The 13238-nt window shown below is 69.8% G+C and carries 10 protein-coding genes; 3 read left to right on the top strand and 7 right to left on the bottom strand.

Going from position 1 to position 13238, the window contains the following annotated elements:
• Positions 1-61 precede the first annotated feature (61 nt).
• Entirely contained in the window at positions 62-1495 is a 1434-nt protein-coding gene (locus K1X59_RS19710) for an MFS transporter (protein WP_183151286.1), read from the top strand.
• On the opposite strand, the gene K1X59_RS19705 is transcribed toward K1X59_RS19710, so the two are convergent.
• From K1X59_RS19705 to K1X59_RS19680, 6 genes are read right to left on the bottom strand one after another with little or no spacing between them, the layout of a single operon-like run.
• Complete coding sequence (locus tag K1X59_RS19705) at positions 1446-3638, bottom strand: alpha-N-acetylglucosaminidase (RefSeq protein WP_220173764.1); 2193 nt, start codon at positions 3636-3638, stop codon at positions 1446-1448. The two genes, K1X59_RS19710 and K1X59_RS19705, sit on opposite strands and share 50 nt — an antisense overlap.
• Complete coding sequence (locus K1X59_RS19700) at positions 3635-4102, bottom strand: hypothetical protein (protein ID WP_220173763.1); 468 nt, start codon at positions 4100-4102, stop codon at positions 3635-3637. The genes K1X59_RS19705 and K1X59_RS19700 overlap by 4 nt, the downstream gene beginning before the upstream one ends.
• Entirely contained in the window at positions 4099-5022 is a 924-nt protein-coding gene (locus K1X59_RS19695) for a Gfo/Idh/MocA family protein (RefSeq protein ID WP_202045404.1), read from the bottom strand. Before K1X59_RS19695 ends, K1X59_RS19700 begins: the two co-directional genes overlap by 4 nt.
• On the bottom strand, positions 5019-5888 hold the full coding sequence (locus K1X59_RS19690) for a carbohydrate ABC transporter permease (RefSeq protein WP_183151282.1): 870 nt from the start codon (positions 5886-5888) through the stop codon (positions 5019-5021). The genes K1X59_RS19695 and K1X59_RS19690 overlap by 4 nt, the downstream gene beginning before the upstream one ends.
• The gene (locus K1X59_RS19685; protein WP_183151281.1) at positions 5885-6844 is read right to left on the bottom strand and encodes a carbohydrate ABC transporter permease; all 960 of its coding nucleotides are present in this window, start codon (positions 6842-6844) and stop codon (positions 5885-5887) included. The genes K1X59_RS19690 and K1X59_RS19685 overlap by 4 nt, the downstream gene beginning before the upstream one ends.
• Positions 6841-8100: an ABC transporter substrate-binding protein gene (locus K1X59_RS19680; RefSeq protein WP_220173762.1), complete on the bottom strand. Its 1260-nt coding sequence runs from the start codon at positions 8098-8100 to the stop codon at positions 6841-6843. Before K1X59_RS19680 ends, K1X59_RS19685 begins: the two co-directional genes overlap by 4 nt.
• 287 nt (positions 8101-8387) lie before the next feature.
• Here K1X59_RS19680 and K1X59_RS19675 point away from each other — a divergent pair, with 287 nt between their 5' ends.
• Entirely contained in the window at positions 8388-9398 is a 1011-nt protein-coding gene (locus tag K1X59_RS19675) for an Lrp/AsnC family transcriptional regulator (protein ID WP_183151279.1), read from the top strand.
• A gap of 99 nt (positions 9399-9497) precedes the next feature.
• On the opposite strand, the gene K1X59_RS19670 is transcribed toward K1X59_RS19675, so the two are convergent.
• Positions 9498-11579 carry a PQQ-binding-like beta-propeller repeat protein gene (locus K1X59_RS19670; protein ID WP_220173761.1) on the bottom strand — a complete coding sequence of 694 codons (2082 nt, stop codon included), beginning with the start codon at positions 11577-11579 and terminating at the stop codon, positions 9498-9500.
• A gap of 319 nt (positions 11580-11898) precedes the next feature.
• Here K1X59_RS19670 and K1X59_RS19665 point away from each other — a divergent pair, with 319 nt between their 5' ends.
• Positions 11899-13224 (top strand): alkaline phosphatase family protein, encoded by a 1326-nt coding sequence (locus tag K1X59_RS19665; RefSeq protein ID WP_183151277.1) that lies wholly within the window; start codon positions 11899-11901, stop codon positions 13222-13224.
• Positions 13225-13238 lie beyond the last annotated feature (14 nt).

Genomic DNA, 13238 nt, shown 5'->3' with positions numbered 1-13238 from the left:
CCGGGCCGCACCGCGTCATCGTGACCGGAATACCCGTGCGCCGCGCACGCTTGTCCCTGAGGTGACTGCCTCCGTCGACCGCGCCTCCATCGGATTCCGGTCGGCGCGAGGGCCGATCCTCGGGGCGCTGATGCTCGCCACCGGGCTCATCGCCATCGATGCCACCATCCTCGCGACAGCCGTGCCGAGCATCGTCCGCGATCTCGGCAGCTATCAGCAGTTCCCCTGGCTGTTCTCGGTGTACCTGCTCGCGCAGGCGGTGAGTGTTCCGATCTACTCCCGGTTCGCCGACACGGTCGGGCGCAAACCGATCATCCTCCTGGGCATCGCCCTGTTCCTCCTGGGCTCCGTGCTCTGCGGCTTCGCGTGGAGCATGCCGGCGCTGATCGTGTTCCGCATCATCCAAGGGCTCGGTGCCGGGGCCGTCGCGCCGATGGCGATGACGATCGTCGGCGACATCTACACGGTCGCCGAGCGTGCCAAGGTGCAGGGATACATCGCGAGCGTGTGGGCGATCTCGTCGGTCGTCGGTCCGGCCCTCGGCGGGGTGTTCGCACAGCTCGACGCCTGGCGGTGGATCTTCTGGGTGAACATCCCCCTGTGTCTCATCGCCGCGTGGATGCTGCAACTCAAGTACAAGGAGCAGAAGCAGACGAGTCGGCATCGGATCGACTATGCGGGCGCCGTGCTGCTGACGATCGGGCTGACCGGACTCATCCTCGGCATGCTGGAGGGCGGCAACGCCTGGGCATGGATCTCCGTCCAGAGCGCGCTCTGCTTCGGGATCGGGATCGTCGCCCTTGCGCTGTTCGCCGTCGTCGAGCGCCGCGTCGAGGAGCCCATCGTCGACCTCCGCCTCGTCGCCAGGCCGCTGATCCTGACGACCACGGTCGTGTCGCTCGGTGTCGGCGCACTCATGATCGGTGTCACGAGCTTCGCGCCTGCCTACCTCGAAGGCTCGCTCGGCATCGCGCCGTTGCTCTCAGGGCTCGCGGTCGCGGCACTGACCCTGGGGTGGCCGATCGCGGCCGCCAACGTCGGCCGCCTGTATCTGAGGATCGGCTTCCGTCGCACCACCATGATCGGGATGAGCATCACCACCCTCGCCGCGATCACCCTGGCAGCGGTGGCGTCATGGCCGCACCCGCTCATGGTCGCGGGCATCGCCTTCGTCCTCGGGTTCGGGCTCGGGTGGACTGCTGCTCCAACGCTCATCGCCGCCCAGTCCTCGGTCGAATGGGGTGAGCGAGGGGCCGTGACCGGGATGAACGCGTTCGCGCGCTCCGCCGGGAGTGCCGTCGGCGTCGCCGTGTTCGGGGCGATCTCGAACGCGGTCATCGCGCAGGGCGCAGGGACCGACGACCCGGACACGATCATCCACGCGTCGGTGTGGGTGTTCGTCGCCGTCGCCGCGACCGCCGTGCTCACCCTGGTCGCGGCCGCCTTCATGCCGCGCGACCGTCCGGAGTCGCACTCCGGGGAGATGCGCGCGTAGCGAGGATCCGCGCGGCGACGTCGAGGGGATCCTCGGACGAGACGTCGTCCGAGCCGGTGCCCGCGCGCCAGCGCTCCTCGATCTCGATGATGCGGCGATGCAGCACCGACTCGTCCGGGATTGCGTCTCGCTCCACCGATTCCGCCAGCCACCGGATCCATGCGTCCCAACGCGGAGCGTAGAGATCTCGGATCAGACCAGACCAATGCCGACCGGAGTAGTCGTGCAGCCCGCTGCTCTGATGACCCCAGACCGAGATCAGGCTGCGCGCGTCTCGCTCCATCGCATCGCGCTCCGCCGGGGTGTCACCCCACGCGCGCGCGTGATCGATCCAGGAGGATGCCCGGGAGTCCTCGCGCGTCGCCGCCAGCCGATCGAGGGCCAGCAGATCATCCTCCAAAGCGGCACCCTGGCGGCGCACCTCGGGCGCGTCTCCCGCAGCGAACGCCTCGAGCGCGCCGCGGATGCGGTAGCGGGTGCCCTGGGCGAGCACGTGCCCGGTCAACTCGACCACGTCCTTCTCCAGCGACTCTCGGGAGAGCGCGCGATCGGCGAGGGAGAGCAGCAGCTGCGCGGCGCGCGTGATCGCGGGGAGGTCGCCCAGTACCGCGGGATCGTTCTCGGCGTCGATGTTGGCCGACATGCGAGGCGGTCCCGCAGGGAGGGCCTCTCCGGCGAGACGCTGCGTCGCGAACGGGGCGCGCGCGCTCCACGGTCGCGCGATCACCGGTGAGGGGATCGATCGGGTGCGGCCGGGGCCGTAGAGAGTGGCGCCGAGCAGTCGCCATGCTTCGACCGCCGAGTCGTCGGCGACACCGTACCGCTGGACGGCGAAGTCTGCGAGCCAGGTGTCGATGTCCAGCGGTCCCCAGACCAGATCGGAGGCGGCCTCGTAGAACACGGTGTTGTTCTCGATCGCCTCGGGTGCGAGCCCGATGCCCTCCAGGCGGTCGGGGGCCGTCTCGATCAGCTCCGCCACGTCGCGTGCGAGACCGCGAAGGTCCCCGAAGAGCGCGAAACGGCCGCCGAAGTTGTGTACGGCCGTCCAGATCCATCGGCGCCCGTGCATGCCCTTGCGCCACATCGGCGCGTGCTCGCCCCAGAGATCGATCAGGAGGAGCCGGTCGTGGGGCACGCGAGACAGGTACGCGGCCACGCGCTCGTCCGTCCAGAATCCGCGGTGATAGTGGAACGGCCACCCCTGCAGAAGCCAGGTCGCCCGCGGATGCACGGCCGTGATGGCGTCGTGCACCCCCGCGCCGGCAGCGGCGAGGTCGGCGAGGTCACCGGACGGAGGCAGCGATTCGATGAAGGGATCGACGGCGAAGACGGGCGCGAAGCCCGGGTCTCCGAGGAGCTCCTCCTGCGTGTCGAGGAAGAGCTTCATGAAGCGGGCGAAGTCGGCGGAGGCGGGATCCATCAGGGGTGTGCGCCAGCCCTGCCACTCGATCTCGAGCGCGTCGGGACCGGCGACCGAGCGCGGGACGTGGCCTCCGGGAAGGGGCAGCACAGGCGTCATGCCCAGCTCGCGGGCGTGCGTCAGGATGCGACGTGCGAGCGCGATCCTCCGGTCGTCCCAGCGCTCAGGCAACGGGCCGCCGAAGTCGTGCATCCCGCCCATCGACATCCACGGCAGGTGTGCGGCGCTGCCGATCCACGCGCGCGCAGCGGTCGCATCCACGCCGGCTCGACGCAGCGTCTCCGCCAGGACCGACTCGTAGCCCGTGAGCAGCAGAGGATGCGTGACCCCGTGCAGCGCCATCCAGTCGAGCTCCCGCTCCCATCGGTCCTCATCCCAATAGGCCGTGGAGTATCCGTGCGTGACGACGTTCAGGTGGTATCTGACGGCGAAGGGCGTGCGCAGCTCGGTTCGCGGCGCATCGGGCCACCGCTCCCAAGGCGGGTCCAGTCGCGGCGCCTCCCATGTGATGCGACGCCCCTGACCGTGCAGGTACCGGGCGAACGCGCGTGCCGTCGACAGCACGTCCGTGCCGCGCAGTGTGAGCACGCCGTTCCCGGCCTCGAACCCTGCGACCGCGGCGTGGGTCTCCTCCGGCGGCAGCTCCTCCACGCGCACGTGCGACGTGTCGGCGCCCACCCGCTCCAGCAGGGCGAGCACCACCGACTCCGGGTGCTCCGTCACCGGCGGATCCCCTCATCGAGCGGCAGTGCCATCCGCTGCGCCCAGGAGGCGAAGTCGATGGGCTCACCCGTTCGTCGCGATTCCTCCGCGCCGAACGCCATGAGATGGCTGTCGAGTGCCGTCTCGAAGGAGAGCTCGCCCGTGCCGACCATGCCGAGCCGCACCGCTTCGACGAACTCGGCCATCAGCCCTGCGTCCCCTCCGCCATGACCGGCGTGATCGCCGAGGTCGGGGTTGGGCAAGGCCACCCGCAGAGTGTGGCGCTCGTGCGCCAGGACGGATTTGGGACTGATGTCGTGCGCGTCGAGGGGCAAGCCCTCCGGGATCCGGCCATCGGGTGAGAACAGATCCACCACGATCTCTCCACTCTCCATGTGTCCTGACAACTGGCCGGCCGAACCCGTGATCGTGACGTTGCGGGTGTTCTCGGCGGTGAAGGCCGAGGCCGTGAGCGTTGCGGTCACCCCTCGGGGGAACCGCATCGTGGTCTGCTGATGGTCTGCCACGTCGTTGTCGCTGCGGAAGACGCAGCGGCCGTAGTCGCCCTCGCGCAACGCGCGCATGCGGCCGGCGGGGAGATGTCGTCGCCCAGCAGATGCACGGGGTGGCCCGTGACCCCCGCGAGTGCGTCGACGTAGTACCGAGGGGCGAAGAAGGGGCAGCTGTCGGCGACGGGACAGCCCTGCACGCAGAACTCCGGCGCGCCGGCGGGAGCGTTCTCGGCGCGGAACCAGCTCAACTCCCCGATGCTGTAGACCGTCTCCGGCGCTGCGCCGACGAGCCAGCGGATGATGTCGAGGTCGTGCGACGTCTTCGTCAGAGCCATCGGGCCCGAGGTCGTGCTGTTCCGCCAATTGCCCCGCACGTAGGAGTGCGCGAAGTGCCAGTAGCCGACGTTCTCGCGAACCTCGAGGGTGATCATGCGTCCGATGGCGCCGGAGTCGAGGATGCGCTTCACCGAACGCCAGAACGGCGTGAAGCGCAGCACGTGGCCGATGGCGAGGGCCGACGATGTGCGACGGGCGTGCTGTGCGAGTCGGCGGAGTTCCTCGACGCTCGGCGCGGCGGGCTTCTCGAGCAGGAAGGGCAGCCCTGCGTCGGCGACGGCGATCGCGACATCGACATGAAGGGCATCAGGCACGGCGATCACGACGGCGTCGGCCTGAAGCAGCCCGAGGTCGGCGATCGCGCCCCGCCAGTCCTCGTAGGTGCGCGCGCCTCCGGCCGCGGCGGCCAACGCCTCACGCCGATCTGGGGCCGGGTCGGCCACCGCCACGATCCGTGCGCGGTCGGGGTGCTCGATCGCCCATCGCCCGTAGGCGTCGCGACCTCGGCCGCCCGCGCCGATGATGACGATGCGCTGGGGTCCCGCTGACGTGCTCATTTCTCGGCTCCTGCCGTCAGTCCCTCGACGAGGTAGCGCTGCGCGAGGAAGAAGAGGATGACGATGGGGACGGTCACCGCGATGGATCCGGACAGCAGCACGGTCACCGGGACGTTGAAGTCGGCCAGCTGCGAGATGCCGAGCGGCGCCGTCCACTGCGCGCGGTCGCGCACGAGGAAGAGCAGGGCGTAGAAGTACTCGTTCCAGGCGATCATGAACACGTAGATCGAGGTCGCGACGACCCCCGGGAGCGCGATCGGCAGCACGACGCTGCGCAGCATCTGCGGGAGCGAGGCCCCATCGACGATCGCTGCCTCCTCGACGCTCTCCGGCAGCGCCTGGAAGTAGTTGCGCAGCATGTAGATCGACACCGGAACCGTGGTCGCGACGTAGACGAGGAACAACCCGATGAGCGAACCAGTGAGGCCCGCCCTGGCGAGGAGCACGAAGAGCGGCACCGAGAGCACGATCCCGGGGAACAGGTAGACCGCGAGGATGATCGCGTTCATCCCGCGCCGACCGCGGTAGCGCAGACGTGCGGCGGCGTACGCACCCAGGATCGAGACGAGGATCGACAGGACCACGGTGCCGAGTCCCACGAGGAGGGAGTTGAGCACGAAGCGTCCCAGGCCGAAGCCGCCCTGCTCCGGGTCGAGCATCGCCGTGGTGTACCCCGAGAAGTCGAGCTCGCCGAGGGCGGGGAACAGATCGAGCGGCGCCTGGACGATCGAGGAGTACGGACGCACCGACAGGAGGAATCCGTACAGCACAGGACCGATCGCGAACAGGAGGGCGACGGCGATGAGGATCGTCCGACCCACGATCGCGGCGGGGCGCGGACGCAACGGCGAGCGACGGCGGGTCATTCGGTGTCCACCTTTCTGCGGGTGGCGAGGACGTAGACGGTGAGCAGCACGATCAGCACCACCGACATGAGCAGTCCGTAGGCGGAGGCGCTGCCGATGTCGGCGCGGGTGACCAGCTCGGTGTAGACCTTGAGCGCCATGAGCTGAGTCCCTCCGGCGCCCTCGGTGAGCAGATAGACCTCGCTGAAGCTCTGGAACGTCCAGATGAACCGCAGCAGGCACAGCAGCAGGATGACGCCCTTGAGCTGAGGCATGACGATGCGCCAGAGGATCTGCATGCGGTTCGCGCCGTCGAGCGCGGCTGCTTCCTCGATGCTGGGAGAGACGCCCTGCAGCCGCGCGGTGATGAACAGGAATGCGAGCGGGGCGGAGGTCCAGATCTCGAACGCCACGACCACCAGCAACGACAGCGGCACCGGAACCCCGAAGACCTCGGTCGAGGAGGTGTTGAGGAAGCCGATCGCCTGATCCCATCCCAGGACCTGACGGCCGAAGGCGTTCACGATGCCGTACTGCGGGTTGAGCATGGTCTGCCAGATGGTGACGGCGGCGATCAGCGGGAGCACGTACGGGACGAGCAGGAGTGCACGCACGATCCCTCGACCTCGGAACGGACTCCGCAGCGCGAGGGCCAGCACCAGGCCGACGCCGACCGAGCCGATCATCGTCAGCGTGGAGTACAGGAGCGTGGTGCCCAGAGCGCGCCAGAAGGCGGGGTTCTCTATCGCGCGCCGGAAGTTGTCGAGCGTCCAGTCGATCGGCTCTGTGCCCAGGCGCGGGATGTCGACGAGCCTGACCTCGCTGAACGCGAAGACGATCACGAGCAGGAGCGGGATGACCGACGCGAGCAGGATGACGAGGAACGTCGGGGCGGTGAGCAGGAGTCCGTTGCGGTCGTCCCGGCGGGAGCGGCGGGTGTGCCGCTCCCGACGGTGACGGAGAGGTGCCGTGCTCACAGGCCCGCCTGGACCTCCTCGACGGCCGCCTTCATGGCGGCGGTCACGTCGGCGGGGGACGAGCCGTTGTAGAGCTGCTCGATCTGGTTGGCGAGCACGCCCTGGCTGAACACCAGCCCGGCGAGCGTGGCGTCGTCCGTGCCCATGCCCCACAGGTAGATCGAGTTGATGCCCTCGCTCATGCCGTCCACGAACTCGTCGCCGTAGATCTCGGCCGAGGTGCGGTCGTGGGCCGGTCCGATGCCCAGCTCACCCCACGCGGCGGCGAATGCCTCGGGGTCGTCGGCCGTCCCGTTGCGCAGCGGCACCCGCCCCTCGGTGGCGACGCCCAGAGTGTCGGCATAACCCTCGTCCAGCACGTACTCGATGTACTGCTGGGCGGCCTCCGTGTTCGCACCCGTCGGGATGCCGTAGCCGAGCACGGCGCCATACTGTCGCGGCTCCTCGCCGAGCACGGTGATGAAGCCGGTGTTGTCGGCGAGGAAGGTCGGCGTCGCCGCGCAGTCGGGGCAGGTGGCGGGGGTGGCGGGGTCGAGTCCGGCCAGCTCGTCGAGGATGTGGGTGGAGAAGAGGAGCATCGCCGCGTCGCCGTTCATGTAGGCGGCGCGTGCGCTGGTCACGTCGAAGTCTCCCGCGGTCGACGAGTTGCGCAGGGCCAGGAACTGCTCCGCGGCCTCGGTGCACGCGTCGGAGTCGATGGTGACCTCGCCGTCGGTCACGAGTTCGCATCCGGCGCTCTGGAACAGGGACTGGATGCCCTCGGTGGCCGATGCGGTGCCTGCTTGCGTGCCGAAGGCCAGCCCGGTGATGCCGAGTTCCTCCTTGACCGTGGTCGCTGCGTCGGCGAGCTCTTCGACCGAGGTGGGCACATCGACCCCTGCCTGCTCGAGGAGGTCGGTGCGGTAGGCGATCACGTGCGACCAGCCGTCGCTGGGAACCGCGGAGATCTGCCCGTCGATCGTGACGGCTTCGAGCGCGTTCGCGTTGAACGTGTCGGGGCCGAGCGCGTCGACTGCGGCGGTCGCGGCCTGAGTGTCGAGGAGGCCCTGCGAACTCCACGCCCCGGTCTGCGTCGAGGCGTGCAGGATCACGTCGGGCACATCCCCGCTGGCGGCACCTGTCACGAGCGCCTGATCCTGATCCGCGCCGGCCATCGGCACGACCTCGACCTCGATGCCCGTCTTCTCGGTGAAGGCGGTGGCGACCTCCTCCTGAGCGGCGAGTCGCTCGGGAGTCGTCTGCGGGGTCCAGAACACGATGCTCTGGTCCTCGGCCTCCGGCGAGTCTTCGGCAGCGGAACAGCCGGCGAGCAGGGACAGTGCGGCGAGGGCCGCAAGGGGGCCGCGATGCGCGGCGCTGACATACGGGTCACGTCAACACTCCTCGGGTCATGGCGCAGCGCGCCGGGGGGAGAAACGCCGAGGCGGCGGTGCCGCGGCAGTGGTGCGATCCTCCCGTGAAGCGAGCGATTCTAGTGAGATTGTTCAGATCGATGCAAAGAATCGTCTTCTGGAACGGTCATAGTGAAGGTATCGTACGATCCGTGGATGATCTCGACCGCCGCATCGTCGGGGCGCTGCTGGCCAACCCGCGCGCCACCAACGCCCAGATCAGCGATGCGGTGTTCACCTCCGAGGCAACGGCGTCACGCCGGGTGGCCCGGCTGATCCGCGAGGGCGCCGTCCGCGTGATCGGCGTGCTCGACGGCGAGGCCACCGCGCGCTCGCGCTCTCTGTTCGTGCGGCTGCGATGCCGCCCCGGCGACGGCAACCGGTCGGCGCAGCGGCTGGCCGCCTGGCCGGAGTGCGGCTCGGTCAAGCTCGTCACGGGAAGCGTCGACTGCATCGCCGAGATCAACTACACATCCAACGATCACCTGCTCGCCATCACGCTCGAGCAGCTGCCCTCGCTCGATGGCGTGCTGGCGGTCTGGAGCAACCAGGTCGTGCGCCGCTTCGCCACGCCGCACAGCTGGCTGCCTGCGCTGCTGTCCGAGGAGATCGCGTCGCAGCTGCGGTCGCAGCGGCTCGATCCGTGGCGGGACCCCCTGCCCGGCGAGCCGGTTCGTCTGGACGCCCTCGACGAGCGGATCGCCGATGCGCTCGCGGGCGACGGACGCCTCGGCTGGCAGCAGTTGGCCGACCGCTGCGACGCGAGTGCCGTCACCGTGCGGCGTCGCGCAGAGGCGATGCTCGGATCGGGAGCTCTGCGCATGCGAGCCGTCGTCGACCCCGAGACAGTCGGCTTGGCCGTGAACGCCTTCATCTCGTTGAGCGTGAATCCGACGCAGCTCGGTCGGGCGGGCGAGATGCTGGCGCAGCACCCGTCCATGCTGATGATCTCGGCCACCACGGGCGACCGGAATCTGTGCGGTGAGGTGGCGCTCGCGTCGGATGCCGCGCTGTACGAGTTCATCTCCGCGACGATCGGCGGTCTCCCCGGACTCCAGCACGCCGATGTGGCGGTCGCATTGCGGTCGGTCAAGCGTGCGGGTCTCCTCCGCGAAGTCGCCGCGGTGGAGCCGCACAGCATGGCCGCGCCGCTTATACGGTGAAGGCGCGCAGGACACCGTCCTGCGCTGCGACGACGAGCTTGTCGGCTGCCATCACCGGCGTCGAGAACGTGTTCGCGGTGAACAGCTGCCGATCGATCGTCACGACCCCATCGGTGGGACGCACCTCGGCGAGCAGCCCTCCGACCGACACCAACCACGCCGCACCCGTGCGCGGATCGATGACCGGCCCGGCGTTGACGACACGCGGGACCGCCTGGGCACTCCACCGTGGGCCCCCGTGGCTTGGTCCACGACGGTGACCACGCCCCATTCGGAGGTGAGCAGCAGCCCGCCGTCGGCAAGCGGCAGGCTCGGGGCGAAGATGTAGCTTCCGGGTGAGCGCCAGATCTCCTCCCCGGTGCGCGGGTCGACGGCGATGGCGTCGACGACGGTGCTGAAGACCACGGCGCCCGTCGGGAGCACCTCGACCCAGTCGTCCCACGGGCCGTAGATGAGCTGTCGGTACCGGTCGGGACGGTCGGTCGTGAGGACCGACCAGAGCACGGCGCCGGTGCGCAGGTCGTAGGCGTACCCGCGTCCGTCGCCGGCTCCGACGTACACGCGATCGCCGTCGCAGGCCGCGCGGCCCGCGGTGCGCACGGGCACCGGAGCCTCCCACAGGGTCGCACCGTCCAGGTCGAGGCACCGCAGCGTGTCCTCGGCCGAAATGAGGATGCGGCCGTCGTCGCCATCGGTCCCGGCCACGAGCGGCGTGGTGAGGACGGGCTTGTCGAAGTGGCTGGTCCACACCGCATGACCGGAGCGCGCGTCGAGCGCCAGCAGACGGCCGTCCGCGCCGGGCACGACGACTCGGTTGCCGTCGGGCGTGAACGCGGCGCCCCGATGCACGGCTCCGGCGTCGGCGGTCCAGAGGGGTCTGACTCTGCCCCGTCTCGACGCATCCACCGCTGTGACACGACCCGACGTGGAGCATGCGACCACTGTCGTGCCGTTGACCGCCAGCGCTCCCTGGAGTTGTCCGCCGATGTCGAGCTCCCACGCGAGGCGAGCGCGCGTGGAACCGGGGAGCTCGACCTCCGCCCACTCTTCTCGGCGCATGCCGGAGGCGTCGACGGCCCGCACCTGCACCCGCTGTGCGCCGGCGGCGACCCCGGTGCGGTCGACCGCACCGTGCCAGGAACGGCCGCGGGCCACGAGGGGGATCCACGCGGTCTCGTCCCGCGCGCCGAACACGGCTTGCGGGTGCAGGCGCGCCTCGACCGAGACGGCGGTACGGTCCGGCACCGCGGTGAGGGCGATCTCGGTGTCGCCGGGGCGCGGGGCGATGCGGATCGCCTCGGTGCGCCTCGACGGCGCCTCCAGCGGGATCTCGGCGAGCGACTCGACGGTCGGAACGTCGGCGTCGGTCGTGCCGAGGGTCACGTGCTCGACGTGCAGTGCACGCCCCTGCTGGCCCCGCCGCTCGGTGACGCGGAGGTAGAAGGGGCCCTGCCTGGCGGCGTTGGTGGTCACCTGGGTGAGGCCGTTGAAGCGATCCACCTCGTTGAGGTGGCGGTGCCCGGCGAAGATGCCGCGCACCGGGAACGGTGCGATCGTGCGCAGCAGCGCATCCGTGTCATTCACGTAGTAGTTGGCGCCGCCGAGCGGATAGTGCAGGAACAGAATCGACGGCCGGTCCTTCACCTCGCTCAGCTCCTCCTTCAGGGCTGCGAGGTCGTCGGCGAAGAGACCGGGCTCCTGCAGCAGCTGCGTCGGATCGAGCGCCATGAAATGCACGCCACCGGCGTCGAAGCCGTAGCTCGTGGGGCCCAACCAGTGCTGGAACCGCCGGCGGGCACTCGTGTCCCAGCGGATCTCGTGGTTGCCCGGCACGTGCCGGAGACGGCTCCAGAGCGCCGCGGGTATGAGGTCGCGGTAGGCCTCGAACGCGTCGTCGCTGCCGTAGTCCGTGATGTCGCCGCAGTGCAGCACGAATTGCGGATCTTCCGCCTCGATCGCGGCGAAGACCCGGCGCAGGTTGGTCATCCGAGCCGACTCGTCCTCGTTGGCGTGGGTGTCGGTGAGGACGGCGAAGCGCAGAGCGCCCTCCGAGGTCTCTTCCGTCGATGCGGACGCCATCTCGCCACCCGGCCAGGGGCCCCAGCCCGCGGCCGCTCCGAGGGCGATGCCCGCGGTCGTCACACCGAGGAATCCTCGCCTGGTCAGCGGCGTCTCTGTCACGGGTCTGTTCGGTGTTGTGTGCTCCACTGTCCGCTCCTCCTCGTCGTGGGCGTTCCTGCAGCACCCAATCGAGACGGCGACCGCCATGTCCCGTGAGCACGGCGGAATGCGAGGGATCGACACCCCGGCGGCTCGGCTCGCAAGAAACCGATCATCTGACGGGTCGCCCATCCTGCCGGAATCACTCAGCAGGCGTGAGCGGATGGGCGATCTCTTGCACCCGGCCGCCCGTGCCTTGATCCTTCCCGCCGGATGTCGACACCGTCGTACGCAGTCGGTCGACGAGAGGCGTCGGGCGTGCGACGTGAGGAGAGGCAGCATGAGCGGGTTCACGACGAGGAGCAGGACGCGTGCGGCAGGGGGTCTCGGCCTGCTCGCCACGGTGGCCCTGGCTGCGGGCGCCACGGTCGGCGCGGCTCCGGCGGCCGCGATGGCGGGCGGTGACCGGGGCGAGCGGCCTCCGTTGGCCGATCACGTGGTGCTCATCGCCCTGGACGGCTTCGACCCCGACTATCTCGCCGGCGACGCGATGCCGAACCTCCGCGCGCTCGCGACGCGCGGTGCGATCAGCGAGTCGACCGGAGTGATGACCTCCATCACGAACCCATCCTGGTCATCGATCGCGACGGGCGCCTGGCCGGAGACCCACGACAACGCGGCCTACTTCTACGACCCGGCAACGGGCGTGGCGGTGGCCCAGCAGCGTGACCTGGCGGTGCCGACCATCGCGGAGTCGATCAGGGAGCAGGGTGGGACGGTGCTGTCCTCGCAGTGGTTCATCGTGCAGAACCACGGAACCGCGTTCGGCGATCCCCAGGGGCTGTACACGCAGCCGGGCGGGGACTGCGCACGGCGCACCGATGACGCGGTCGCCGTGATCGAGGGCCGCCCCGTGATGAGCGCGGGGGCGGCCGTGCAGATGTCCGGCGTCCCGGACCTCATCGCGGTGTACTGCGATCGGCTCGATGCCCTCGGTCATGCCGACGGAAAGGACGCTCCGGGTATGCCGGCGGCCGTAGCCGAGGTCGATGCGCAGATCGGCCGTCTCGTGCAGGCGACCAAGGACGCCGGGATCTTCGGCCGAACGGCGTTCGTGGTGACCGGTGACCACGGCATGGAGACGTTCACGCAGGGTATGCGCGACGAACTGCTCTCGACGATCTCCGGCGCCGGCTATCAGGCCGAGCTGCTCACCGCGGGGCAGTCGCCACGCCCCGAGACCGACGCGGTGATCGTCGTGGGCGGCGTCGGGTCGCTGCATCTCGTCGGCGAAGCGGCGGGTGATCCGACGGCCGCGGCGGCCATCGATGCGGCGGTCTCCGCGATGCCGCACATCTCCGCCGTGTACGACGAGGTCGAACAGCAGGCGATGCACATGTCGGCGAAGTACGGCGAGCTGGTGATCGAGCCCGACGAGGGCTGGAGTCTCGGCGCCGCCCCGTCGGACGGCGTGTCCGGCGTGCACGGGGTCTCGCGCACCAGGCAGACCGTGCTCGTGCTCGCCGGCTCCGGGGTGCGTCCGAACCACGTCGCTCATGCCCCGCGGCATGTCGACATCGCACCGACGATCGCCGCTCTGCTGGGCATGGACGCGCCGGCCGCCGCCGAGGGCCGCGTGCTCACGGAGGCGATCCGTCGGGGCTGACGGGCCGGAACGGG

The organism is Microbacterium sp. Se5.02b (assembly GCF_019464375.1).
Lineage (GTDB): Bacteria > Actinomycetota > Actinomycetes > Actinomycetales > Microbacteriaceae > Microbacterium.
This window is presented reverse-complemented; position numbering and strand designations above follow the sequence as displayed.